The sequence below is a fragment of the Gluconobacter oxydans DSM 3504 genome, from assembly GCF_000583855.1.
Classification (GTDB): Bacteria; Pseudomonadota; Alphaproteobacteria; order Acetobacterales; family Acetobacteraceae; genus Gluconobacter; species Gluconobacter oxydans.
The window spans coordinates 2,830,251-2,855,396 of record NZ_CP004373.1; the positions used below are offsets into that span (position 1 = coordinate 2,830,251).

Genomic DNA, 25,146 nt, shown 5'->3' on the forward strand with positions numbered 1-25,146 from the left:
TCCTGTATATGATCGGGAAAGGTAAAAAAACGGTTATGCCTGCCACTTTACCGAACGAGCGGTTTGCAGACCTCCGACAGCCACGCGGCTACATCCGGCTCGACATGCGGTGAGACCCGCGCCTGAACTTCGGCATGATAGGCGTTCAGCCAGTTCAGCTCCGCATCGTTGAGAAGGGCGACATCGATCAGTCTGTAATCAATGGGCGTGTAGCTCAGGATCTCGAACTCCAGGAACGTGCCCTTGCTCCCCTTGAAAGAAGAAGGCCGCACCAGCATCAGGTTCTCGATCCGGATTCCATACTGTCCCGGTTCATAATAGCCAGGCTCGTTGGACACGATCATGCCGGCTTCGAGGGCCACGGGACGCGGGGCAGGGGAAATGTTCTGCGGACCTTCATGGACCGACAGATAGCTCCCGATGCCATGTCCGGTACCATGATCGTAGTCCATGCCGACCTGCCACAGGGCCGCACGCGCCAGCACGTCCAGCCGATGACCGGTCGTGCCGGGCGGGAAGCGGATGCGGGAGAGGGCAATATTGCCCTTCAGAACACGCGTGAACGCTTCACGGACATGAGCAGGCGGTTCCTGATCGCCCACCCAGAGCGTGCGGGTAATGTCGGTCGTACCGAACGGATACTGCCCGCCGCTGTCGATCAGATACACACTTCCGGCTTCAAGAACCCGATCGTGACCAACCTGTGCCCGGTAATGGGGAAAGGCACCGTTCGGGCCGACGGCGGAAATGGCGTCGAAGCTCTGTTCCCGGTAATCGCCGGACCGGGCACGCAGACCATCCAGCCGGGTGACGAGATCCGTCTCGTGCTGGCCGATCCCCGACACCGTCAGGGAATACAGGAAACGGGCCATCGCCACGCCATCAAGGGCATGAGCTTTTCGTGCACCGTCCTGTTCCGTGCTGTTCTTGATAGCTTTGGGCAGCGTGCAGGGATCGGTTCCATCCACAACCGTCGCACCGGCAGCGGCAAGCGTCGTGTCGAACCACACAGCCGTTGTCACCGGATCCACACGCACCGTCCGGCCCTTGAGGACCTCAAGCCGCTTCGCCAGATCCGCTGGCGAACAGACTGTCACGCCAGGGCCGCAGACCTCCAGCACACCCTCCGACAGACGATCGGATGAGACGAACCATTCTGCCGTCCCGTCCGCGTGCAGGATCGCATAGCCATGCGCGACGGGGGTGAGGGGGACGTCACTTCCACGAATGTTCAGAAGCCAGGCCAGGGAGGTACAATCCGCAATGACAGCCGCATCCTGTCCCGCCTTGCGCAGAGCATCGCCAAGACGCCTGCGCTTGTCCGCGCTGCTTTCTCCCGAAAATTCCAGCTTCTGCGACAGAACCGGATTAGCCGGTGCGGCCGGACGATCCGTCCAGGTCTGATCAATGGGATTGTGCGGCAGCGGGACAAGTTCGACATCCGGCGCCTGCCATGACGCCAGCATGGATCGACTGACCAGACGCGGATCATAGCCGATTTTCAGTCCCTTGGCGTGTTCCGCCAGCCAGTCGGAAAGCGGTTCCAGCGCGACATGGCGACGCTCCCACAGGTCATGGGGAACCTGCTCTTCCATCTGCACCGTATAACGCCCGTCGGAGAACACGGCTGCTGCTTCCGGCAGGATCGCCGCCAGACCCGCACTTCCCGTAAAGCCCGTCAGCCAGGCCAGACGCTCGGCGCAGGGAGCGACATATTCGCCGAGATATTCATCACCGCGCGGGATAATGAAACCGTCAACGCCCAGCGCCTTGAAGGCTTTGCGGACGAGGGCAGGGCGCTCGTTGAGCGGGATGGAGGACAGGGTCATGAAAAGTCCTTTTCCACAGTATGAATATCATCAAGGCAGAGTGTCATGAACAGCAGATCCAACCAGCGGCCGTGTTTGCGACCGACCTGAGGAAGCGTGCCACAGTTCCGGAAACCAAACTCATGGTGCATCGCGACGGAAGCAGCGTTGTCCGCCGTAATCCCGGCCACCATGACATGAAAGCCCGCGTCCCTGGCGTGATTGATCAGGGCATGCAGAAGTCTGCGCCCGACGCCCCGACGCTGTTGTGAGGGGGCGACATAAACCGAATGCTCAACAGTCCGTGCATAGCCTTCATAGGCCCGGAAAGAGCCATAGGAGCCATACCCCGCAACCTCACCAGCCGTATCAACGGCGACAAGTACCGGGTAGCCCTGCGCCACCCTGTCCTCGAACCACTGACGCCGCTGCTCCAGCGTAAAAGGCGTCGTGATCCACAGCGCATCCGTGTTCTCGATGGCATCATTGGTGATCCGCAGGATAGCCGGCAGATCGTCAGGTCCGGCCTCCCGGATCAACGGCAATGATCCCAGCACACCCATCAGCCGCGACGGCGCAGAATCAGCGTGGCCCAGTCGCCTTCACGCAGGATACGCTCCAGCACGAGACCCTGACGCTGGTGTGCTGCCAGCACCATCCGCGCCTGACTGTAAAGCAGGCCGGCTAAAATAGCCGTCCCGTTCGGTGCAAGATTCAGCGCCAGAGACTGCGCCATCCGGCACAGCGGACGGGCAAGAATGTTGGCGAAGACCAGATCATACGGCGCCTTGGCACGCACGGCCTCGGTCTGCCAGCCATTGCCAAAGCGGCAATCCAGCAGATTGCCCTGACCGTTCAGGCGCGCATTGAGCTTCGCCGTCCGCACGGACCAGGGTTCGATATCGACGGCCAAAACCGGACGGTGCAGCAGCTTTGCCGCAGCCATCGCCAGAATACCGGACCCGCACCCCATATCCAGAATACGCTGCGGCTTGCGATACGCGACCATTTCCAGCGCCCGAAGACAGCCACGCGTCGAGCCATGCTCGCCCGAGCCGAAGGCGATTCCGGCATCCAGCGTGATCGTCAGACGCGACTGATCTGGCGCACCATGCAGATGGGTGCCGCGGATGGCAAAGCGCTTGCCCACATTCTGCTGCGGGAAGGATTCATAGGTCCGGGCCAGCCAGCCCTCGGACTCGGTCGGGGTCCGCTCGAGTTCCGCTTCACAGCCGGTCAGCATCCTCGCCACAGCCAGAGCGCTTTCGAGCTCGTCTTCCTTGAAGCCCGTATCCTTCACACCTTCGACGCGCCAGTATTTCTGCGCGTCATCGGCTTCGAAAATACCAACAGTTTCGCAGGCACACATCAGGGCCTGCTCAAACAGGGGAACAAAGGGCTCTTCCACCGTGATGGACAGGGTTTCGAGCGCACTGGCATGGCGACGGCCAATGCTGCGGGGTGCCATCACGATCTTATCTCCACGAAATTTGCCATGACGCGTTTAACGCCACCATTTTCAAAATTGATATGCAACTGCGGCCCGTCAGCGCCGATGACGGTGCCTTCGCCGAACCTGTGATGAAAGACCGTCGCCCCGATCGCGACGGTCGGCTCCGGCTTTACATCATGGATTCTCGGACGCGGAGCGCGGAAACCTGACGGGCGCGTACTCGTCAGCGGACCAGACGCGAACATGGACGGCGCCGCCGCAGCCTGCCGGCGCGTCTCGAACGCCTGTCCCGTCAGCTGCACATATTCAGACGGGATTTCCTCAATGAAGCGGCTCGGCATCGAGGACTGCCAGTTCGCATAGATCCGCCGGCTCGCCGCATGCAGCACGATCGCCCGACGCCGCGCGCGCGTCAGCCCCACATAGGCCAGCCGCCGCTCTTCCTCGAGTGCCCGGTTCCCGCCCTCGTCGAGCGACCGCTGGGACGGGAAAACACCTTCTTCCCAGCCCGGCAGGAACACAGTGTCGAACTCCAGTCCCTTGGCGCCATGCAGCGTCATCAGACTGACCTTGTCATCGGACGTCTCACTCTCGGTATCCATGACGAGCGCCACATGCTCCAGAAAGCCCTGAAGCGTCCCGAACTCCCCAAGAGCCCGCAGAAGCTCCCGGATATTGTCCAGACGCCCCGGCGCCTCAACGGAGCGGTCATCCCGCCACATCTGAAGATAGCCACTGTCCTCGAGAAGCTGCTCGGCGGCCACCACATGGCCTTCGCTCTCAAGCGTCGCCTTGGCGCGCTGGAACGCCGCCATCAGCCCATCCAACGCGTCCTTCGACTTGCCCTTGAGCAGCCCTTCCTGAAGCTGCCACATCACCGCCGCCGTCAGCGGGCCGGGCAGGGCACGCGCCTGCGCATGCAGCTTCTGCACCGCAACGGCACCAACGCCACGCTTGGGAACATTAATGATCCGCTCAAACGCCAGATCATCCGCAGGCTGCGACAGTACCCGCAGATACGCCAGACAGTCCCGGATTTCAGAGCGTTCGTAGAATCGCAGTCCACCCACGACGCGATACGGAATGCCGATCATCATCAGCCGCTCTTCGAACGGCCGCGTCTGGAAGCCAGCGCGCATGAGGATAGCGATTTCCGACAGCGGATGCCCGTCACCGCGCAGACGCTCGATCGCGCCGCTCACAATCCGCGCTTCCTCATCCGAATCGCGCACTCCGATGATCTGAACCTTCTCACCCTGCGCATCATCGCGTCCGGGCCGTAGCGTCTTGCCCAGCCGCCCTTCGTTATGAGCGATCAGCCCGGCCGCAGCGGCGAGGATCTGTGCCGTCGAGCGGTAATTCCGCTCCAGACGAACGACTTCCGCTCCCGGAAAATCCTTCTCGAAGCGCAGGATGTTCTCAACTTCCGCCCCGCGCCAGGAATAGATGGACTGATCGTCATCACCCACACAGGCAATATTGGATGGTCCGTGCTCGCGCTTGGCCAGCAGACGCAGCCACAGATACTGAACCGTATTCGTGTCCTGGTACTCGTCCACGAGAATGTAGCGGAAAATCCGGTGATACTGCGCCAGAACATTGGGCTGGTTGCGCAGGATCTCCGTCATGTGCAGCATCAGATCGCCGAAATCGCATGTATTAAGCGCAATCAGACGCTCCTGATACGCCCGGTAAATCGCCAGAGCATGACCGTTCGCAAAATCGGAATCCTCGGCTGGCGTCACCCGGTCAGGCGTCAGCCCGCGATCCTTCCAGCGCTGGATGATCCCCATGAGCTGGTTCGGCGGCCAGCGTTTGGTGTCGATCTTCCACGGCTCCATGACCTGCTTGAGCAGCCGGATCTGGTCATCCGTATCGAGGATGTTGAAGCTGCTCGTCAGCCCGACATATTCCGCATGGCGCCGCAACATCCGCGCGCAGATCGAATGGAACGTTCCCAGCCACAGACCTTCGGCCGGCTCGCCCAGAATCGCACTGACACGCTCGCGCATTTCGCGGGCGGCCTTGTTGGTGAACGTCACGGCCAGAATCTGGCTCGGATAGGCGCGGCCCGTCAGAAGGATATGCGCAAAGCGCGTCGTCAGGACGCGCGTCTTGCCCGTTCCCGCACCTGCCAGAATGAGGAGCGGCCCTTCGGTTGTCTCGATGGCACGTCTCTGCTCCGGATTGAGGCGGGAGAGATACTCGGGGGTAGGGGAAGGTAGGTCTTGCGGCACCCTCCCGATATAGAGTGAGATACCGTCATGGCCAACACCTATCCCCGGATCGATCTGACACGCGGCACAGGACCTCAGGGACACCGCGCCAGAATGCGCGCACGCGTGCTGGTCAATGGCGCTCACACACTCGCCGATTATGAAATCCTCGAAATGCTGCTCTTCGCAGGTGTTCCGCGCAAGGACACGAAACCACTCGCCAAGGGACTGATCGGCCATTTCGGCAGTCTGGTGGATGTTTTCCGCGCACCTACACAAGCCCTGCGCGCCGCAGGACTGAAAGACGATGCCATCCGTGTTCTGCGTCTTCCAGGCGTAGCCGCTGAACGTCTGGCCTCTTCGGAACAGCGTGAACGTCCGACACTGAGTAACTGGGAACAGCTCATGGCGTATCTCGAACAGGCGCTTGAAGGCGGCGTCCCGGGACAGTTCCGGCTGCTCTATCTTGATAACCGTAACCGGCTTCTGGCGGACGAAGCCGCGCTCGAGGCCGACAGTCTTGCCGAACGCAACCGCGCCATCGCCATCAGGGCCCTCTCACTGCATGCCACGGCCCTGATCGGTTTCCATATCACCCCCACACAGCGCCCGGCGGATCTGTCGCAATCGGCCCGGCAACTGGACTTTGCGATGCGCCCCCTGTCCATCACGCTTCACGACGTACTTGTCACAGGTGAGGGGCGCCCTTCCAGCTTACGTCAGGAAGGGCTGCTGTAAGATGAACGACAGGGATGCCGGAACACCCGGATTTTCGGATGGCATGACAGGCCTCTCGTCAGCCGATCTGCGACAGATCACCGCGCTGACGGATGCTCTTCCCGAAATGGAGCCGCCGCTTGCCCTGCTGACAGGACGGGGACGGCATCTGGACGATGCGACCTTGCTGCATCTTCTGACCGTGCTGTTCACCGGGCGTGAAACAGGCAGTACTGAACTGTCGCGCAACCTCTTCACGCGTTTCGGCTCTCTGGCCGCAGTTTTGTCCGCCACAGACCAGGAACTTGAAAGCATCTCGAATATGGGCACGCATATGCTCCCAATGATCCGTGTGCTTCAGGAAGCAGCACTTCGCTACAACCGCGCACGCCTGCCGCCGGAAGACGTGCTCGACAACGAACAGAAACTGCTCGACTACCTCACGGCCCGTCTGGCGCGGGAGAACATCGAGCAGTTCCGCATCCTGTTTCTCAACGAAAAAAACAGCCTGATCGCCGACGAGGCGCAGGCCAGAGGCACAGTCAATCACACGCCTGTTTATCCGCGGGAAGTCGCCAGACGTGCAGTGGAAATCGGTGCCACCGCGCTTGTTCTGGTCCACAACCACCCCAGCGGCGACCCTACGCCCTCGGAAGCCGATCTTCAGATGACCATGCAGGTTCAGGCGGCACTCGAAGTGGTCGGCGTCACGATCGCGGACCACTTCATCATCGGCAATGGTCGCCACACCAGCTTTCGCCGCAGCAACCTGCTCTGAGACTTCAGCCGCGCGGCGGCAGAAGCCCTTCAAGCGCCAGTTCTCCAGGGAGGGCACCGCGCGGGAAGATGGTGTTTACATGCCCCATCTTGCGTCCCGGACGCGCTTCGGCCTTGCCATAAAGGTGAAGCGATGCCCCATCCATTGCAAGAATGGCCGGAACACGCGCCATATCCTCAGGACCAATCAGATTGTGCATGACGGCATCAGAGTGCCGACGTGCTGGCGGCAGCGGCAGACCTGCCACCGCCCGCACATGCATCTCGAACTGATCCACCAGACACGCATCCATAGTCCAGTGCCCAGAATTATGCGGGCGAGGGGCGATCTCGTTCACCATGAGGTTACCATCAGCGGCGTGAAACATCTCCACGCCCATGATCCCGACCAGACCCAGCGCCTCGGCAATGCAGGCCGCCATATCCTGCGCCTGACGCGCAAGGTCCGGCATAATGCGGGCCGGGGCCAGCGTCACATCCAGGATACCGTTGCGGTGCCGGTTTTCGACCGTATCGAAACACCGCACGGTCCCGTCCAGACCACGGACCACCATCACGCTGAGCTCACGCTCGAAATCGATCATCTTCTCCGCAACCAGCGGATAGGGAAGATCCTGCAGGGCTGCGAGGGCCTCGGCATCGGCCACACGGAACTGCCCCTTGCCGTCGTAACCAAAACGGGTCGTCTTGAGAATGAGCGGAAAACCGAGCGTCTCAAGCCCTGCCAGATCCTCGGGAGCATTGACGGCCTGCCAGGGGGCAAGACTGACGCCGATTTCGGACAGGCGTGTCTTTTCCGCAATCCGGTCCTGACTGATCCGCAGGATCTCGCCCGCAGGTCGCACCGGCCGGTGCTTCTCCAACAGGGCCAGTCCTTCGGCACTGATGTTCTCGAACTCGAACGTCACGACATCACAGCGCGAGGCAAAATCCTCAAGCGCCGCCGGATCATCATAGGCCCCGACCGTCACAGACGCCGCAACTTCCGTAGCCGGGCTCGGCGCCTCAGTGCTCAGCACATGAACATGAAAGCCAAGCTTCGAGGCCGCAACGGCTGACATGCGGCCAAGTTGCCCGCCCCCGATGATCCCGATCGTGCTGCCGGGAGCAAAAATCTGCGCCTTCATTCGACCGGAACATCCGCAACAGCCGCCGTCTGCGTCGCCCGCCAGGCATCCAGACGCGCCATGACTTGTTTGTCGGTCACCGACAGGATCGACGCGGCGAGCAGACCGGCATTGATCGCACCTGCCTTGCCGATCGCCAGGGTCCCGACCGGCACGCCACCCGGCATCTGCACGATGGAGAGCAGACTGTCCTGCCCGTTCAGGGCTCGGCTCTGCACGGGGACGCCGAGGACGGGAATGCTTGTCCAGGCGGAACACATACCCGGAAGATGCGCTGCACCACCCGCACCGGCGATAATCACATGAAGGCCACGCTGACGGGCTGTCTTTGCGTATTCCACCAGACGGTCAGGCGTGCGGTGAGCCGAGACAATCCGCTTTTCATGGGCAATCCCAAGATCGTCGAGGATCTCGCAGGCGTGGCGCATGGTGTCCCAGTCGGACTGGCTTCCCATGATCACACCGACACGGATCGGCATGTCGTCCTGGATGGTTTCGGCGGCGGAGAGGATCTGGCTCATTCAGGCAATATTATCCGGGATCAGACGGGTCTCGATCCACGAAATCTCATCTTTGAGCTGGAGCTTGCGCTTCTTGAGGCGCTGAAGCTGGAGCTGGTTGAGGGGATGATGGACGAGACGCTCGATGACGGTATCAAGGTCGCGATGCTCGCTGCGCAGTTCGTGCAGACGTTTCAGCATGGCATTGTCGTCAGTCATCATGGCATCCGGTCCCGGAGAACGTTCAGGCGTCGTGGAGAGACTGATTCTTTCCACTCTTTTCATTGCAGTATCATGCCTGACGGGTACCGGGCCAGTGCCCGTCAGGCATTCATCCGAACCAGCTCCTTACAGGCCGGTCCGGACGCCGCAATCAGGCATGACTATCGCTGTCGGGAACATAGGCTTCCACAACCGGAAGCGCATGGCCTTCGCGGGCCAGACGGTCATTGGCAGCCGTGACGGCGGCATTCAGATCAGTCTGGGTGCACAGGCCAAGAATCACGGGATCACGCGGCTTGATGTTGGCGCTGTTCCAGTGCTGCCGGTCACGGACCTTGGTGATGGTGTCCTTGGTCGTACCGAGCAGCTTGACGATCTGCGCTTCGGAAAGCTGGGGGAACTGGCGCAGGACGAATGCGATGGCATCCGGACGGTCATTGCGCTTGGCCACCGGGGTATAACGGGCGCCCTTGGCGCGACGCTTCACCGGGCTGGACGTCGGCATGATCTTCAGGCGGGCATTCGTATCCGCTTCGCAGCGCTTGATTTCCGCTTCGGCGAGCTGATGATTCTTGATCGGGTCATAGCCGTTGATCCCGGCGGCAACTTCACCATCCGCAATCGCCTGGACCTCAAGCGGGTGCATGCCACAGAATTCTGCGATCTGGGTGAAGGTAAGACCGGTTTTCTCGATCAGCCAGACGGCCGTGGCCTTGGGCATCAAAGGCAGGGTCATGTCGGTGCGTTCCTTGCTGGGACACGGATGGAGCCGGCTTCCGCAGGCACCGATCGGGCGTATCCGGCGAGGAACCAATCCCGCCCGGGATATGATCGCGGCACCTGCTGGATGCTCTGCGATAATGGAAACGGGTATGCGGCACCGAAGCCGCGGCGGTCAAGCACCAAAACGGAGCGGGGGTGCTTTTAGGACACTCCCGCTCCAAATGCTCAGGCCGCCTGAACGGTTTCAGCCGGGGCTGCGTGCACGGCTTCAGTCCGCACCGGAATACGGCGCGGCCTAGCCGCTTCCGGGACGAGCTGACGGATGGCAATGGACAGCAGGCCATTCACCAGATCCGCCCGGTCGATTTCCGTATGATCGGCCAGAACAAAGCGGCGCTCGAACGCCCGGGTGGCAATACCGCGATGCAGCCACTCCCGGTCACGGCTGTTTTCGGGAACGCTACCGCGCACGACAAGCGTGTTGTCTTCCTGAACAACGTCCACGTCTTCAGGTCGGAAACCCGCAAGGGCCATCGTCAGGACGTAGTTCGTCTCGCCGGTTTTTTCGATATTGTAAGGGGGATAGCTTGGAAGGGCCTGGGCGTTGGCAACATTGCCAGCCATCGTGGCCAGTCGGTCGAAACCGATCGCGCTGCGGAACAGCGGTGTAAAATCGTAGGTCACTGAAACCTCCTTCAGGCAGGAATCATCTGGCGCATTTCCCGATATGGCAAAATGCTATGGTCAAACCAGCCGCGACCCGAACGGCATCGCGGCTGGTTTTCCAGATGGGTTCCGACCCCACCGTCTTCAAGAGGAGACAGCGAGGAGGGGCGCCGAATTACTTCGTGCGCGTACCAATGCCAGCAAAGCGCTTGTTGAACTTTGCAACCTGGCCTCCGGTATCCATCATGCGCTGGACGCCCGTCCAGGCCGGATGGGACTTCGGATCAACGTCAAGACGCAGCGTCGCGCCCGGTTCGCCATAGCACGAACGGGTCTTGTATTCGGTTCCGTCGGTCATGATGACGGTGATCTCGTGGTAGTCGGGATGGATGCCGGATTTCATGAATTTCTACTCCATAAAGAAAGCCCCGATGCCGACCGGGGCGAATCATCAGGCGCATATAACGGAAAGCGCTTCCGGATGAAAGTGGCCTTTACTGGATCGTATGAGTCCGTTTATCCCTTGCAATGAATGCGGGCTCGACTGTCAGGCCTGCGACCGTGCCTGCACGGATACCAAGAAAAGGTTTGATATGAGCGAAACCAAGCACACCCTGCACACCCCGGGCTGGGTCAGCGATTTCCAGAAGTTCATCATGCGCGGCAACGTGCTCGACCTCGCAGTCGGTGTCGTGATCGGTGCTGCATTCAGCGCGATCGTCGGCAGCGCCGTCAAGGACATCCTGACCCCGTTCATCGGCCTGATCACGGGCGGTGTGGATTTCTCGAACCTGTTCATCACGCTCAAGGGCCCGGTCAAGGATACGCTTGCCGAAGCCCAGAAGGCCGGAGCGGTAACCGTCAATATCGGCGTCTTCCTCAACGCCGTGATCCAGTTCCTGATCATTGCCTTCTTCATCTTCTGGCTGACGCGCATCCTCAGCAAGCTGAGCCGCAAGCAGGAAGCTGCTCCTGCCGCCCCGCCGGCCCCGACGAAGGAAGAGGTTCTCCTCACGGAAATCCGCGACCTTCTGGCGCAGAAAAACTCCTGATGACAGAAACGAAAGCCTCCCGTCGCGCAGTCTGGCGCCCTGCCGTCACACTGTTTGTGATGGGAAGCTTTCTGGCCGGATGCGCGGCACGCCCTGCAATGACAGGGCTGCCGCCATCTCCCAATTCGCGGCTTTATGCCTATCTGATCGCCCATGGCATGGCCCGGGGCGCGGTCATGACAGGACAGATCGGCCCTGAAGGACTGTCCCAGCTGGTGGCGCTGGACAGGGCGGCCCAGCAGGCAACGGTAAATGCCCTGAAGCTGCAAAGCTCTTCAGCCAATCGACAGGCTGACCAGGCACTTTCCAGCCTTCTGGCGGACCTGCCTCAGAAAACACCGCCCACACCCGCCAATCCATCAGAGCAGACACAAAAAAACCGGCTCCCCTGAGGGACGCCGGTTTTTTTGTGTCTGTGGCAGACCCGATCAGTCTGCCGCAGCCTCCTTGCGCAGCCGCTTCTCGCCCATAAGAAGCAGAAGGGGTGCTGCGATGAAAATGGATGAGGACGTTCCAACCACGATGCCGAACAGCATGACCGTCGCAAATCCGGTCAGCGTGCTGCCCCCGAACAGGGCCAGTGGCAGAGCCGCCAGAAAGACCGTCATGGACGTGCCGAGTGTGCGGTTCAGGGTCTCGTTGATGGATAGATCCAGCAGTTCCCGCAGCGGCATCGTGCGATACTTCCGCAGGTTCTCGCGGATCCGGTCATAGACCACCACCTTGTCGTTGGTGGAATAGCCCAAGATCGTGAGCAGGGCTGCGACCATCACAAGATCGAACTCGAAGCGCGTGATGGCCAGAAAGCCGACCGTCTTCGTCAGATCAAGAATGAGCGTCACCACCGCACTGATGGCAAACTCGCGTTCAAAGCGGACCCAGATATAGATCAGGATCATCGCAAGGCTGAATCCAAGCGCCAGCAGACCATCGCGGAACAGTTCGGACGAGACCGAGGCACCCACGGCATCGGCCCGAAGGACCTGGGTGCCGGGTTCGGCAACCGAAATGGCGCTCTTGACGCCATCGACCAGCTTCTGGGTCTGTGCCTCGCGATCCGCACCTTCCGGAGCATTGATCGAGATGCGGACATCCCGCGGCGACCCGAAGGCCTGCACGGCATCGGGATGAATCCCGGCATGATCCAGAGCCGCGCGCAGCTTGCCGAAATCGGCAGGGCCGGGGGTCTGGGCTTCAACGATGATGCCACCGCGGAAATCCAGCCCGAGCTTCAGGCCGGGCTGGAAGAACAGGATAACGGAAGCAATGGAGAGGACCGCCGAAACGATCAGCCCCATGTGACGGCCGCGCATGAAGTTGATGCGCCGATCGTCACGGACAAAACGGAAAAGGGGACGTGACAGCATGACGATCAGACCGGAAGTTCTTTGGGACGGGCGAGGGCGTACCACCGCACGACCAGAAGGCGTGACAGCAGGAGGGTCGTGAAGAGGGTCGTGACGATACCGATGGTGATCGTCAGGGCGAAGTTGCGGACAGGACCCGTTCCGAACACGAACAGCATGACATGCGCCAGGAACGCCGTGGCGTTACTGTCGATGATGGTACCGGTCGCGCGATCGAAGCCGGCCTGCAGGGCCTGAAGCGGACCACGACCACGCTTTACTTCCTCACGGATACGCTCGTTGATCAGGATGTTGGCATCGACAGCCATACCCAGGGTCAGCAGCATACCCGCCATGCCCGGCAGGGTCAGCGTCGCCTGGAATAGCGAGAGGATCGCCACCATCAAGATCAGGTTCGCAAACAGGGCGATATCCGCATACAGGCCGAACCGGCCGTAAAATAGCACCATGAATGCAATGACCAGAAGAAGGCCGGTCAGCAGGCTGATGACACCCGCATGAATGGACGCGGCACCAAGGCTCGGACCGATCGTCCGCTGCTCAACAACCGAAAGCGGAGCAGGCAGGGCACCGGCCCGCAGCAGAAGCGCCAGATCGGACGCACTGCGGGCATCGAAACCACCCGTGATCTGGCCGTTTCCAGCCGTGATCGGGTTGATGATGTTCGGAGCCTCGATGACCTTGTTGTCCAGCACGATCGCAAAGCGCTTGCCGACATTGGCCCGCGTGACGTTCGCAAAGGCCGTTGCACCAGCGCTGTTGAGCTGGAACGTCACAGCCCAGCCACCGCTCTGCTGATCAATCACGGCACCCGCATTGGTCAGGTCCGTGCCATCCACATCGACATGATCCTGAACCGCGACCTGCGTATGCACGCTCTCGTCCTCGAGCATTGTCGAGCCGGGGCTTGCGACGCTCGGGTTCGGGGCCAGCAGACGGAAGGTCAGACGCGCTGTCGTTCCCAGCAGGCTCTTGATCCGCTCCGGATCGCTGACACCGGGAAGCTCGACGACAATCCGGTCGTCACCTTCACGTGCGATGCTCGGATCGATCGCACCCGTTGCGTCGATACGGCGACGGACGATCTCGATCGACTGTGCCACAGCTTCGCGCGCACGGGCCAGCATTGCATCGTGCTGAAGCGTCAGGACGATACGGCCGTCCTTTTCAGACGTCGTGAACTCGTTCGGCACCACCGGCGGTAGGGACTGCATGGCCTTGAGCGCGGCATCACGTTCGGCATCCGAACGGGGCATGAAGCTCAGGCTGGCCGCTGCATCGTCACGGGCAAAATCACGATAGCCCAGAGACCGGTCCAGAAGTGTCTGGCGCGCCTGATCCTGAAGGGACTGAAGGCGGTCATGCTCAAGGGATTTCAGATCGAGTTGAAGGAGCAGGTAGGACCCGCCCCGCAGATCGAGCCCCAGATGGATCTGCCGCCAGGGCAGGGACGGTGAGGGAGAACGCAGAAAATTGGGCAGACACAGGAGCACGCCAATCAGGCAGATGCCCGCGACGCCCAGCAGTCTGAGCCGGCTGTAATACATCATATCAGGTCGAGACGTCCTCGGCGGATTTGGACAGATCGTTTTTCAGATCATTTTCAGGCCGGGACCATGCCGTTTCCGCCATGCCGATGCAACCTTTTGCCTGTTTGAGGCCCCACTGTCTTTCCGGGAAACACCACGCCTGATAAGCGTATCAACATGAATACAGCGCAACAGCTTCGGGTCGGCATCGTCGGGGCCGGCCATTTCGGACGGTTTCATGCCCTCAAGTCCGCCGCAAACCCGGCCGAACAGCTTGTCGCGCTTTACGATCCCGATCCGGCCCGCGCGGCGGTCGTGGCACGGGAAGTTCGTTGCGGAATTGCCACAAGCTATGAAAATCTTCTGGAGCAGGTGGATGCCGTCATCATCGCCGCACCCGCCGAGTATCACTTTGCCCTGACAAGCCAGGCCCTGATGGCCGGGCGACATGTTCTGGTCGAAAAGCCCATCGCGGCCACGCTGGACGAAGCCCACGCCCTAGCGGACCTTGCCATGAAGACCGGCAAGGTCCTGCAGGTCGGCCATCTGCTGCGCTACTCGGCGGAACATCAGGCCATTACCGAACGAATCAAGGCCCCCCTTTACATCGAAGCCACCCGCATTGCGCCTTACAAGCCGCGGGGAACGGACGTATCGGTCATTCTGGATCTCATGATCCATGACCTCGATCTCGTTCTGGCAATCGTAGACAGCCCGATTGCAGAAATCGATGCCCTGGGAGCCGCTGTTTCAAGCGCGCATGAAGACATCGCCAACGCCCGGGTACGGTTTGAAAACGGCTGCGTGGCCACAATCACCGCCAGCCGGATTTCCCTGAAAACTGAACGGCGTATGCGTCTTTTCTCACAGGATGGATATCTTTCCGCCGATTTCATGGAGCGCAAGCTGAGCTTCATTGGGCGTGAGCGCGGCATGCCACTTCCTGGCACGGGAGGCTTCCGGCGTGAGGCCATAAGCTGGAAAGACCACGACAATCTGGCCGTAGAACATGAAGCCTTTGCTGCTTCGTGCCTTCACGGCGCACCGGTTCTGGTCGATGCGCAGGCCGGGATCAGAGCGCTGGATGCCGCCATCCGCGTGACGGACAGCATCCGGAAATCACGACAGATCATGGAACTTTCCGGCCTGATCCCCACCTCAGGTCAGAACTGAGAGAATTCCTTCAAGTTACTGGTTTTCAAGAAGTTCTTTCTTCATTTCCAGCTCAAGCCATTGCTCTTCCGACTGGGTCAGATCCCGCTCGGCAGCTTCCAGAAGCTGGGTCGTCTTCTCGAATTTGGCAGCATCCCGGCCATACAGACCCGGATCGACCAGAACATCCCGATAACTCTGGATCTTCTTTTCCAGCTCAGCCATCTTCTGCGGAAGAAGATCCAAAGCCCGCTTGTCATTATAGCTGAGCTTTTTCGGCTTCTTATCTGTTTTCAAAGCAGATTTTGGGGCGATATCTTCCAATTCAGGAGAGGACGTCTCACGCCCTGCCGGTACATCCCCGCGCTGGATCAACATGTCCGAGTAGCCCCCGGCATATTCGATCCAGTCTCCGCCGCCATCCGATACCAGAACCGAACTTGCAACCCGGTCGAGGAAATCACGGTCATGGCTGACCAGCAGAACCGTGCCCGCATAATCGGCCAGCATGTCCTGAAGAAGATCCAGCGTCTCAAGATCGAGATCGTTGGTCGGCTCGTCCAGCACCATGAGGCTGGATGGCTTGGCCAGAGCACAGGCCAGCGCCAGCCGTCCGCGCTCGCCGCCCGAAAGTTTTCCTACGGGAGTGCGGGCCTGTTCCGGGCGGAACAGGAAGTCTTTCATATAGCCGATCACGTGACGTTTCTCGTCCCCGACCTGCACCATATCCCCGCTGCCTCCCGCCAGGGTTTCGGCAAGGGTCTTGGCCGGATCGAGACTTTCCCGCTGCTGGTCCAGTGTAACCATGGCCACGGACGGCCCCATTTTTACGGTCCCGGACTGCGGCTCCATTTTGCCGGTCAGCAGACGCAGAAGTGTGGTCTTACCCGCACCATTGGCACCCACCAGGCCGAGCCGGTCACCGCGCAGGATCCGTAGATCGAGGTCCCGGACGATGGCGCGATCGTCATAGGCCCAGTTCACACCTTCCGCAGCGATCGTGATCTTGCCCGCACTTTCGGCGTCAGTGGCTGCCATGCGGAGCGTACCCTTGCCCCGTGAAGCAAGTTCCTTTCGCTGTGCCCGCAGTGCCGCCAATTCCCCCACACGCCGCACGTTGCGCTTACGCCGCGCTGTGACGCCGTAGATCATCCAGTCTTCTTCACGCGCGATCTGGCGATCCAGCTTGTGTGCATCACGCTCCTGCTGTTCCAGCACCTCGTCACGCCAGGTCTCATAGCGTGCAAATCCCTGATCAAGCCGACGCGTCACGCCATTTTCCAGCCAGACAACGCTCCGGGACAAAGTCTCAAGCAGGCGTCGGTCATGGCTGATGACGATCATCGCACAGCGACAGGCGGAGAGCTCTTTCTCCAGCCATGTGATGGACGGCAGATCCAGATGGTTGGTCGGTTCATCCAGCAGCAGAAGATCCGGCTCGGCCGCAAGAGCACGGGCGAGGGCGCAGCGGCGCACTTCGCCACCTGAAAGGTTCTGGCAGCTTTCCTCACCCGTCATCCCGAGTTCTGCCAGCATGGAGCGCGCCCGGTAGGTCTCGGTCTCATCAAGCCCTTCGGACGCATAATCGAAGGTGGTGGCGTAACGGGAAAGATCCGGCTCCTGAGCCAGATAATGGACCTTGATTCCCGGCTGAACGAACCGCGTTCCGGAATCCGCCACGATATCGCCCGAGGCGATCTTCAGCAGCGTGGATTTTCCGGAACCGTTGCGGCCGACCAGACAGATCCGCTCACCGGGCAAAACGCCCAGTTCTGCGCCATCCAGCAGGGGACGTCCGCCGAGAGTGTAGGTAATGTTCTGCAGGGAGAGAATGGGTGCCGACATGGCTCCCTATGTGTCGCAGCAGGACGGCCGCCGCAAGTCACCCCTGCACCGAATCATACTCTCAGACGGGCGTGACACCACCTGTAACAGCCTGATAGGTGGCCACAGCCAGTGTCATCGGCTCGAAGGGTTTGGTGATGACGAAGGACGGTTCCTGCGTCTCACCCGTCAGCAGACGCTCCGGATAGGCGGTTACGAAAATGACCGGCGCCTCATGGGTCCGAAGGATGCGTCCGACGGCCTGCATGCCGTCACCGCCGCCGCCGAGATTGATGTCCGCAAGAATGAGTCCGGGCTTCGTTTTCGCAGCCAGGGCAACGGCATCGGCCTCTGTGTGGGCAACTCCGGCGATCCTGTGTCCACAGCGCTCAACCAGATCCTGAATGTCCATGGCGATGATGGGCTCATCTTCGATGATCAGGACACTTGTCTGCGCAATGCCCTGAAGGCCTTCGCGTGCCTTGTTCAGTTCGGCCGCCGCCTCTTCATCCGTAATGCCCAGCGCCTGCGCACTGGACGAAAGGGACTGCTCTTCCAGAGAAGTCAGCAGCAGAAGCGCACGTTGCCGAAGCGGCATGCCCACGGTGGCATCCTTGCCGTGGCGCTGCATGAAAGCGCTCACAAGCAGACCATACAAAGCCTGCCGTGCGGAGAGATCGTTCCTGGCGGGACTTTCCATCAGCTCCTTCAGGGCCACGGCCACAAGCTGATCGCCCGTTTTCTGGTCACCAACCAGGGCACGGGCAAAGCGGCGGGCATAGGGAAGCGCCTTGACGAGTTCCTGACGTGTCAGATCAGTCATGTGCCCATGGCCTCCTGAAAAGATATCTGCTGACGCACCCCGAATGGGATGCATCTCGTTATGAAGGTTGAATAGTCATGACACGATGCCCAATCTCCGTATAGTCTTCGTGGCCGCCCCGGTCGCCTGCGATGTCGCGTGAAGGATCTTCTTCTGAGCACACCCTTGCCCGCGGGCCAGCAGCGCGACCCGTCTCCCCAGAAAGGCAGCTTTCACCGCGGCCTGCTCCAGACCCTTCCGGATCTGCGGGGTTTCGCGCGTTTTCTGACTCGTGATCCTGCGGCCGCGGATGATCTGGTGCAGGACACGATTGTCCGCGCCTTGGCCTCCCAAGAGCAGTTCCAGCAGGGAACGGTCCTCAAAGCCTGGCTGTTCACAATCCAGAGAAATGCCTTCTACGAGCAGACGCGCCGCCGCAGCCGCGAGCAGGAGATCATGCTCGACATCGAGCAGGACATGCAGCCTTCCACTGCCGCGCCGTCACGCCAGAATGCCCGCGATGCCGTTCAGGATCTGGGCGAACTGCTGTGGAAGCTGCCCGATCTGCTGCGGGAAGCCCTGATTCTCGTGGGGGCACAGGAACTGTCCTATGAAGATGCCGCCCGCGTCTGCGATGTGCCTGCTGGAACGATGAGGGCCCGTGTTTCCCGTGCCAGAGCCCAGCTTGCCGAGCTTGCGACGGAAAATACCGAACCTCCGGAAACGGATTCCGAAAAAAATATCACCTGATTTTTGCCGGTTTTCTGCGCCTCACAGGCTGTCTTTTCCTTTTTTCGGGAAATTTCCTCCGCCCCGATGCAACATTTTCGCCTGACCGTTCATTGATCCCATGAAAACAGAACGAAATCAGGAGTCAGTTCCATGACGTTCCACGATCAGGTCATTGCCATTCTTCCGAAACTGCGCGTTCAGGCTCTTTCGCTGACCCGCAACCGCGCCGCCGCCGAAGACCTCGTACAGGACGCCGTGTGCAACGCTCTGGCAGCCCAGAACAGCTTCATCCCGGGAACGAATTTTTCGGCCTGGATGCATCGTATCCTCCGCAACCGCTTCATTTCCGACCTTCGCAAGCGTCGCGAGACGACCGATATCGATGATGTACCCGCATCGTCCTTCGCCAGCCCGGCCACCCATGAGGACAATCTGGCTCTCAAGGATCTGTCGATGGCACTGTCCCGCCTTCCGGCCGATCAGCGCGAAGCTCTCGTTATGGTCGTGATCCAGGGCATGAGCTACGAAGCGCTGGCTGAAGCCACGGATTGCGCTGTCGGAACGGCCAAGAGCCGTGTCTTCCGCGCCCGTCGTCAGCTCGAAGCCTAGATGAGCGGAGACCTGCCGGCCAACGACAAACTGCGCATTAAGGTCAAGGCTCTGCGCGATGCCATGGATGCCCGTCGCCGTGCCGGTCAGTCCTCCGACGATCTCATGCTTTCATGATCTCAGGATCCGCAATGGAAAGAATTTGTATCCATTGCGGATTGGCAGTGATTGCAGAAAACGTGTTGTTTTCGTAAGACTGGATCGGCAGTTCATCCCGCAGCGGCTTCTCAGGAGAGACCCGGAGTTCGCGCCACAGTCAGTATCAGGGGTGCAGGATCTGCATCTTCTGACGTCACAGGAAGGTTCAGGACCAGCCAATGACCGCAGGAGACAAGCGGAAGTCCTCAGCCAAGGAAACCACTGGCGAGGATCAGGATTCGCCTTTCGGAATCTGGCTGAGCCGGGGCCTGCATCAGCTTTTTGATGATGTTGCAAACGAGCCGATCCCCGATGAACTTCTCCGATTGATCGAGGAAGACCGAAACAAGTGACTGTTAGCCGGTCTGGTTCTCCAGACCTGAATCCGCGGCGCTGGCGTCGTCTGTGGCACAGACGTGACGCCCTGCGCAGCATCCGGATGTTTGACACCGTCGGCGCGCGGGTGATGACCCTGATTGTCGCGACGACTCTGCCCCTCGCGATCATCGCCTCTCTGCTGGCGTGGCACAGCTACCAGCAGAATGTCGGCAACAGTGCCATGCGCACCGAACGCGACACGCAGCTTGCCATTTCGGAAATCACGACGGATCTCGACCAGACCCACACGCTGCTGGACATGCTTGCCGATGGAGACATTTCTTCAGGAAATGCCCTGAGGGAGTTTGCGCTGGTCCAGACCGTCTCACAGCATCACTACTGCATGCTGATGCTGACGGACGTATCGGGCCGGCCATCGGTCGTTCTGCCGCCGCCTTCAACGCAGGATGCTGCAATCTGCTCGTCTCCCGAACTCACCGCGCCTGCGATGAGCTCTCCGACGGTCAGAACTCCGGTTGTCGGAGTCGATGTGCTGAAGGGCGACCGTGGTCCGCTCCTGAAATTCGTTGTCCCCATTCTCAGCAACAACTCCGTCTCCGGTTACATCATTGCCGTCCGGACCCTGGGCTGGCAGCGCAGCCATCTTCCAAAAGGGGACAGTCGCCTCCTGCTCGGCACGGATAACAATTCACGGCATTTTCTGGCGATGCCGGATGGAACCCTTTATTCGCTTTTCCCTGATCGGCCGGTAACCGCGGAATTGCCGAGAAGGGCATTTGCGCGCCTGAAGAGAGACATTGCGTCCCTCAGTCTGCATGACGTCTTCACGAGCCAAGGCATCACCTACGCTTTTCAGAATGCCTATGGTCCGGTCAGCCTGATTGTCGCAACGGAGCGCACGGCCGAAGAAAGCCACGCCCTCAATATCTTTCTGATCCGGGTCAGCCTGATTGTGGGTCTGCTGGTGCTTGAACTGATGGCCGTCGCCTTGGGGGCGCGCCTGTTCCTGGTCGATCCGCTGGAGAAACTGGCCCTGGCGGTCGCAGACTGGCGCAAGGGCGCTGCCTTCGCGCCCCGGATCAGCCATTCGATCCCGCTTGAAATCAGGCATCTGGAAAAGGCGTTCCTCCGCGCGACACGCCGTCTCAGCAAGCATGAACAGGACCTGGAACAATCGGCCCGCAATCAGGATATGCTGATCCGGGAAATTCATCACCGGGTAAAGAACAACCTGCAGGTCGTGGCCTCACTGCTCAACCTGCAGGCAAGCCGCATCCGCTCCCATGAGGCCCGCGAGGAATTTCGTCTCGTCCGGGACCGGGTGAGGGCACTCGCGACCCTGCACCGCTACCTGTATTCCGAAAGCGGCCTCTCGGCGCTGGATGTCCAGAGTTTTCTGGAAGAACTCTGCAGCATCCTGCTGTCCGCGAACGGCATGAACGCCCAGACCCGCATCCGGCTGCAACTCGATATCGAGCATGTCCTGATCTCTCCCGATCAGGCCGTCCCGATCGCGCTGATCGTGACCGAAGTCGTCAGCAATGCCCTGCGATATGCGTTCCCGGAGAACAGGGCGGGTCATATCGTGATCAACCTGCACAAGGTTGTTCCGACAGATCCGGAAAAGGAAGGTCTGGTAGAACTCAAGCTGGGTGACGATGGAATCGGCATCAATGCCGGTCAGGCCACCGAGTCCCGCACGCGTCGGGAAGGAATCGGGATGCAGCTCATCCGCGGGTTCGCGCGTCAGATCAATGCCGATATGACGGTCAGCAATGAAAACGGAACCTGGTATACCCTGCGTTTCATTCCCGAACGCCCCTCCCTGACGGCGCTGGCGATGGCGCGCAAGGCCATCAGTCACGGAGAAGACTCGAGTCTGTAACGGCAAAGCGGCGTCAGGTTCCGCCTGCAAATCCACAAAAAAACCTAAATAAGCGGCAAGAATTGCCTGAAGCACTGTCTTGTCGGGCTTTTGCGACCTATATGCAGGGGTCATGAAGGCCGACAAGACAATCGCAAAAGCGTGGGTAAAGGCACAGGGACGCGCCAGTCGCTCCCGGACCTCTGTCGTAGTAGTTTTAGGGTTGCTCTCGACCCTGCTGGGGCTCCTGCAGGCCTGGGCGCTGGCTCGAACGCTCGCTTCCGTCCTGACCCGCGACACAGACAGCACCGGACCAGTTATCGGCGTCTTTCTTCTGGCCTGCGTCCTGAGAGTGCTCCTGTCCACCATACAGGACATGACCGCCGCTTCAGCCGGGATCCATGCCCGACGCCGCCTGCGCCGCGAAGTGCTGGACCGGATCATCGGCGAGGGGCCAGCGCTCCTGCGCCGCCATCACAGCGCCGCCATTGCAGCCACACTGGTTGACCGGATCGAAGCGCTGGACGGTTACTTCGCGCGCTGGCTGCCGGCCGCATCGCTCTGGCTGGTGTCACAGTGGCTGGTCGTGATCGCACTGTATGTAGAGAACCATCAGGCGGGTCTGATCCTTGCGGCCTGCTGCGCCATGCTTCCCATCTTTCAGGCTGTCTTCGGCATTGCCACGGCCGTTGCGTCCCGCAAGCAGTTCCTGGCCATGAACCGCCTTCAGACGCGCTTTCTGGACCGTGTGAAGGGCATTGCGACCATCGTCCTATCCGGTGGGACCGATCGTGAAACGCAGGCTCTGGCAAAGAGCGCCGATGACCTGCGCCAGCGTACCATGAAGGTCCTGCGGATTGCCTTTCTGGCCTCGGCGACCACGGATGTCGCCATGGTCGCAGCCCTTGTGCTGATCGTCGTGACGCAGGCCCACACCCTGATGGGCCATCCTTCTGATGCCGTCCTGACGCGTGCGCTTTATGCCGTCCTGCTGGTCCCCGAGGCATTTGCATCCTTCCGTGCCCTGTCGGCGGCCTATCAGGACCGCGCCCATGCCACCGCGGCAGCAGAAGCCATGCATGAACTGGCACCGCTGACCGAGCGGACGGCAGCGGGTCCTGACGTTGTACAGGCTAAAGGCGGCATTTCCGTAACAGCGGAACACGTCTCGTTTGCATGGGATGAGCAGCGCGGCACGGTCATTCATGACGTGAGCTTCGCTCTGCCTGCGGGTGCGACACTGATCCTCGAAGGCGCATCGGGGGCTGGCAAATCCACGCTTCTGGAACTGCTGCTCGGGTTCGTCTCTCCCTCGCAGGGACGCATCCTGTTCGAGGGCCAGGACATGCAGAGCCTTTCGCCCCGCCAGATTTCCTCGCTGATCAGCTGGATCGGGCAGAAGCCCGTCCTGTTCGCCGGAACCATCCGTGAGAACATCCTTTTCGCGCGGCCCGATGCTTCGGCTGAAGATCTGAACCGCGCCGTCTCCGCAGCGGCTGTCGATCAGTATCTGTCGTCGCTCCCGGACGGACTGGAAACGCGGATCGGCGAGGGTGGGTTTGGCCTCTCCGGTGGTCAGGCGCAGCGTATCGCCATTGCCCGCGCCTATCTGAAGGACGCGCCGCTTCTGCTGCTGGATGAGCCCACATCCCATCTGGACCCGAAGACCGAGGCTGAAATCCTTGTCAGCCTGAAAGACCTCGCCAAAGGCCGGACCGTCATCCTGTGCAGTCATTCCGCGCAGGCCCGCCAGTTTCAGGGACGGCACCTCGTGCTTGATGCCGGTCGCGCCATTGCCTTTACGGGAGAAGCCGCATGAGCGCCCCGCTGCCTACAAATCCGGTTGCAGAAACGGGAAGCGAAACAGCGCTGTCCCGCATCCTTCAGGTCTGGCGTCCCCAATATACGCGCCTGATAACCGGTATGGTCATCGCCGAACTGGCTGTCTGTGCGGGGCTGGCCCTGATGGGGCAGGCCGGTGGACGGATTGCCGGCGCTGCTGTCGGAGCAGGGGCCGCCTATCTTCTTCTTCGACTGTCGGGCGTGGCGCAGATCGTCCTGCGTTATTTCGAGCGTCTTTATACGCATGACGCCATGTTCCGCGCGCTGGCGGATCTGCGGGTGTGGTTCTATCGCAAGCTGGCTGGCGGAGCCGCGGCAGGCCTGGGTTTCCAGCGTTCGGGAGATCTGCTGACGCGTCTGGTTTCAGACGTGCAGACACTGGACAACCTGTATCTGCGCATCCTTGTCCCGCTGGTATCCGCTCTCCTGACACTCCCGATCGCCACGCTTGTCTGGATGCGGGCGGGAACGGAAGCAGGCCTGCTGACCGGCGCCTTGTTTGCCGTCCTCGCGTTCATTCTGCCCCTGATGGGCGCACGCCTGTCCCGTCGCTTTGGTCCGGATATCCTGCGTGCGGAATCGGAACTGCGGATCGCGGCACTCGATCTCACATCGGGTCTGCGCGAAGCCCGGGCCTTTGGGGCGGAAGACGTCCTTGCCGCAGCAGTCACGGACCGTCAGGAAACCCTTTTCAAGGCCCAGCGCCGCCAGCAGACGCGCATGGCCCTCATGCAGGGCTTTGCAGGCCTGATCGCCAAGGCCGGAATCGCCGTCATCCTGTGTGCCGTTGCAGGTCTTCTCTTCCCGCAGGCTCCCGCCATCGCCGGTATTACGGCGCTGTTCGTGGCCATCACAGCGCTTGAAGGCGTAACAGGTCTGGCACGGGCGGGTCTGTTGAGCGGGCAGGTCAGCCACGCGGCACAGCGGATTGTCGAAATTGCCGATCGGGCTCCCCCTGCACCCGAAGGCAATGCACCGCTTCCGGCAGGTCGCGATCTGCGTCTTGAGAACGTGACGTTCCGCTGGACACCGGACCGGGCTCCCATTTTCCGTGACCTGAACCTGACCCTTCGTCAGGGGGAGCGCGCAGCCCTGATCGGACCGTCCGGTGCTGGAAAATCCAGCCTGGCCGCCCTGATCCTCAAAGCCGCATCTCCCGAACAGGGCCGGATCCTGCTAGGTGGCACAGACATCACCACCCTGCGCGACAGTGACTTGCGCTCGCAGATCGCCTGGCTGTCGCAGGCCAGCCATCTGTTTGATGATACCGTGCGTGGCAACCTGCTTCTGGGCCGGACGGACATTCCGGATACGGCACTGTGGGCTGCGCTCGATCAGGCCAGGATTGCAGACGTCGTGCGCAACCTGCCTGACGGACTGGACACTTGGATCGGGGAAGGCGGCTCGAAACTTTCGGGCGGGCAGGGACGCCGTATCGCGCTGGCGCGCGTTCTGCTGTCCGATGCTCCCATTCTTGTTCTCGACGAACCGGCAACCGGACTGGACGCGGAGACCGAGCGGGCTTTCCTTGAGACGCTGAACAATGCGACCGAGGAACGGACCGTCCTGCTGATCGCGCATCGACTGACCGGTGTGGAAAAACTTGACCGCATCTGGCGCCTTGAGGACGGACAGGTTATTTCCAGTGCGTGCTGACCGGCCCGCGCCGATCCAGCTTCACACCTCT

Annotated in this window: 24 protein-coding genes and 1 pseudogene; 11 read left to right on the plus strand and 14 right to left on the minus strand. The window is 60.8% G+C overall.

Going from position 1 to position 25,146, the window contains the following annotated elements; genetic code table 11:
* Positions 1–47 precede the first annotated feature (47 nt).
* The 4 genes from GLS_RS12620 to GLS_RS12635 are packed head-to-tail and all read right to left on the minus strand — an operon-like array spanning position 48 to position 5,498.
* A complete protein-coding gene (locus GLS_RS12620; RefSeq protein ID WP_041112485.1) occupies positions 48–1,829 on the minus strand; it encodes an aminopeptidase P family protein in 1,782 nt (593 codons plus the stop codon).
* A complete protein-coding gene (locus GLS_RS12625) occupies positions 1,826–2,371 on the minus strand; it encodes a GNAT family N-acetyltransferase (RefSeq protein ID WP_041112486.1) in 546 nt (181 codons plus the stop codon). Before GLS_RS12625 ends, GLS_RS12620 begins: the two co-directional genes overlap by 4 nt.
* Positions 2,371–3,276, minus strand: coding sequence for a 50S ribosomal protein L11 methyltransferase (locus GLS_RS12630; protein ID WP_041112487.1), 906 nt, complete (start codon positions 3,274–3,276; stop codon positions 2,371–2,373). The genes GLS_RS12625 and GLS_RS12630 overlap by 1 nt, the downstream gene beginning before the upstream one ends.
* Positions 3,276–5,498, minus strand: coding sequence for an ATP-dependent helicase (locus tag GLS_RS12635; protein WP_041112488.1), 2,223 nt, complete (start codon positions 5,496–5,498; stop codon positions 3,276–3,278). The genes GLS_RS12630 and GLS_RS12635 overlap by 1 nt, the downstream gene beginning before the upstream one ends.
* Before the next feature lie 27 nt (positions 5,499–5,525).
* Between GLS_RS12635 and GLS_RS12640 the strand changes: the two genes are divergently transcribed.
* Entirely contained in the window at positions 5,526–6,215 is a 690-nt protein-coding gene (locus tag GLS_RS12640) for a JAB domain-containing protein (protein WP_041112489.1), read from the plus strand.
* A 1-nt stretch (position 6,216) separates the two neighbouring features.
* Entirely contained in the window at positions 6,217–6,972 is a 756-nt protein-coding gene (radC, locus tag GLS_RS12645) for a RadC family protein (protein ID WP_041112490.1), read from the plus strand.
* 4 nt (positions 6,973–6,976) lie between these two features.
* Here the strand turns inward: radC and GLS_RS12650 are convergent, their stop codons facing one another.
* From GLS_RS12650 to rpmE, 6 genes are all read right to left on the minus strand, one after another.
* On the minus strand, positions 6,977–8,098 hold the full coding sequence (locus tag GLS_RS12650) for a 5-(carboxyamino)imidazole ribonucleotide synthase (protein ID WP_041112491.1): 1,122 nt from the start codon (positions 8,096–8,098) through the stop codon (positions 6,977–6,979).
* Positions 8,095–8,619 carry a 5-(carboxyamino)imidazole ribonucleotide mutase gene (gene purE / locus GLS_RS12655; protein ID WP_080691977.1) on the minus strand — a complete coding sequence of 175 codons (525 nt, stop codon included), beginning with the start codon at positions 8,617–8,619 and terminating at the stop codon, positions 8,095–8,097. Before purE ends, GLS_RS12650 begins: the two co-directional genes overlap by 4 nt.
* A complete protein-coding gene (locus tag GLS_RS12660) occupies positions 8,620–8,820 on the minus strand; it encodes a YdcH family protein (RefSeq protein WP_011253895.1) in 201 nt (66 codons plus the stop codon).
* 151 nt (positions 8,821–8,971) lie between these two features.
* On the minus strand, positions 8,972–9,556 hold the full coding sequence (locus tag GLS_RS12665) for a DUF1013 domain-containing protein (protein ID WP_011253896.1): 585 nt from the start codon (positions 9,554–9,556) through the stop codon (positions 8,972–8,974).
* 212 nt (positions 9,557–9,768) lie between these two features.
* Entirely contained in the window at positions 9,769–10,227 is a 459-nt protein-coding gene (locus tag GLS_RS12670) for an Hsp20 family protein (RefSeq protein ID WP_011253897.1), read from the minus strand.
* A 157-nt stretch (positions 10,228–10,384) separates the two neighbouring features.
* Positions 10,385–10,612 carry a 50S ribosomal protein L31 gene (gene rpmE / locus GLS_RS12675; RefSeq protein ID WP_041112492.1) on the minus strand — a complete coding sequence of 76 codons (228 nt, stop codon included), beginning with the start codon at positions 10,610–10,612 and terminating at the stop codon, positions 10,385–10,387.
* Between the two features lie 190 nt (positions 10,613–10,802).
* Here rpmE and mscL point away from each other — a divergent pair, with 190 nt between their 5' ends.
* The gene (gene mscL / locus GLS_RS12680; protein ID WP_024717071.1) at positions 10,803–11,261 is read left to right on the plus strand and encodes a large conductance mechanosensitive channel protein MscL; all 459 of its coding nucleotides are present in this window, start codon (positions 10,803–10,805) and stop codon (positions 11,259–11,261) included.
* Positions 11,261–11,653: a hypothetical protein gene (locus GLS_RS12685; RefSeq protein WP_041112493.1), complete on the plus strand. Its 393-nt coding sequence runs from the start codon at positions 11,261–11,263 to the stop codon at positions 11,651–11,653. Before mscL ends, GLS_RS12685 begins: the two co-directional genes overlap by 1 nt.
* A 36-nt stretch (positions 11,654–11,689) precedes the next feature.
* Here the strand turns inward: GLS_RS12685 and secF are convergent, their stop codons facing one another.
* Positions 11,690–12,628, minus strand: a complete 939-nt coding sequence (gene secF, locus GLS_RS12690) for a protein translocase subunit SecF (protein ID WP_041112494.1) — start codon at positions 12,626–12,628, stop codon at positions 11,690–11,692.
* Positions 12,629–12,633: 5 nt separating this feature from the next.
* Complete coding sequence (gene secD / locus GLS_RS12695; RefSeq protein WP_041112929.1) at positions 12,634–14,175, minus strand: protein translocase subunit SecD; 1,542 nt, start codon at positions 14,173–14,175, stop codon at positions 12,634–12,636.
* Positions 14,176–14,334: 159 nt separating this feature from the next.
* Here secD and GLS_RS12700 point away from each other — a divergent pair, with 159 nt between their 5' ends.
* A complete protein-coding gene (locus GLS_RS12700; RefSeq protein ID WP_041112495.1) occupies positions 14,335–15,330 on the plus strand; it encodes a Gfo/Idh/MocA family protein in 996 nt (331 codons plus the stop codon).
* 15 nt (positions 15,331–15,345) lie between these two features.
* Here the strand turns inward: GLS_RS12700 and GLS_RS12705 are convergent, their stop codons facing one another.
* Together GLS_RS12705 and GLS_RS12710 are read right to left on the minus strand one after the other, a co-directional pair.
* Positions 15,346–17,154: an ABC-F family ATP-binding cassette domain-containing protein gene (locus tag GLS_RS12705; RefSeq protein ID WP_041112496.1), complete on the minus strand. Its 1,809-nt coding sequence runs from the start codon at positions 17,152–17,154 to the stop codon at positions 15,346–15,348.
* 61 nt (positions 17,155–17,215) lie between these two features.
* Complete coding sequence (locus tag GLS_RS12710) at positions 17,216–17,956, minus strand: response regulator (RefSeq protein WP_041112497.1); 741 nt, start codon at positions 17,954–17,956, stop codon at positions 17,216–17,218.
* 222 nt (positions 17,957–18,178) lie between these two features.
* Between GLS_RS12710 and GLS_RS12715 the strand changes: the two genes are divergently transcribed.
* The 6 genes and pseudogenes from GLS_RS12715 to cydC all read left to right on the plus strand — a co-directional run bounded on the left by GLS_RS12715 (position 18,179) and on the right by cydC (position 25,115).
* Positions 18,179–18,685, plus strand: coding sequence for a sigma-70 family RNA polymerase sigma factor (locus tag GLS_RS12715; protein WP_024717069.1), 507 nt, complete (start codon positions 18,179–18,181; stop codon positions 18,683–18,685).
* Positions 18,686–18,817: 132 nt separating this feature from the next.
* Positions 18,818–19,273: pseudogene (locus GLS_RS12720) on the plus strand (sigma-70 family RNA polymerase sigma factor); the annotation flags it as partial.
* A 320-nt stretch (positions 19,274–19,593) separates the two neighbouring features.
* A complete protein-coding gene (locus GLS_RS13390) occupies positions 19,594–19,767 on the plus strand; it encodes a NepR family anti-sigma factor (protein WP_158413643.1) in 174 nt (57 codons plus the stop codon).
* Positions 19,764–21,638: a sensor histidine kinase gene (locus GLS_RS12725; RefSeq protein ID WP_226986591.1), complete on the plus strand. Its 1,875-nt coding sequence runs from the start codon at positions 19,764–19,766 to the stop codon at positions 21,636–21,638. Before GLS_RS13390 ends, GLS_RS12725 begins: the two co-directional genes overlap by 4 nt.
* 112 nt (positions 21,639–21,750) lie before the next feature.
* Positions 21,751–23,436: a thiol reductant ABC exporter subunit CydD gene (gene cydD, locus GLS_RS12730; protein WP_041112499.1), complete on the plus strand. Its 1,686-nt coding sequence runs from the start codon at positions 21,751–21,753 to the stop codon at positions 23,434–23,436.
* The gene (cydC, locus tag GLS_RS12735; protein WP_041112500.1) at positions 23,433–25,115 is read left to right on the plus strand and encodes a thiol reductant ABC exporter subunit CydC; all 1,683 of its coding nucleotides are present in this window, start codon (positions 23,433–23,435) and stop codon (positions 25,113–25,115) included. The genes cydD and cydC overlap by 4 nt, the downstream gene beginning before the upstream one ends.
* Positions 25,116–25,146 lie beyond the last annotated feature (31 nt).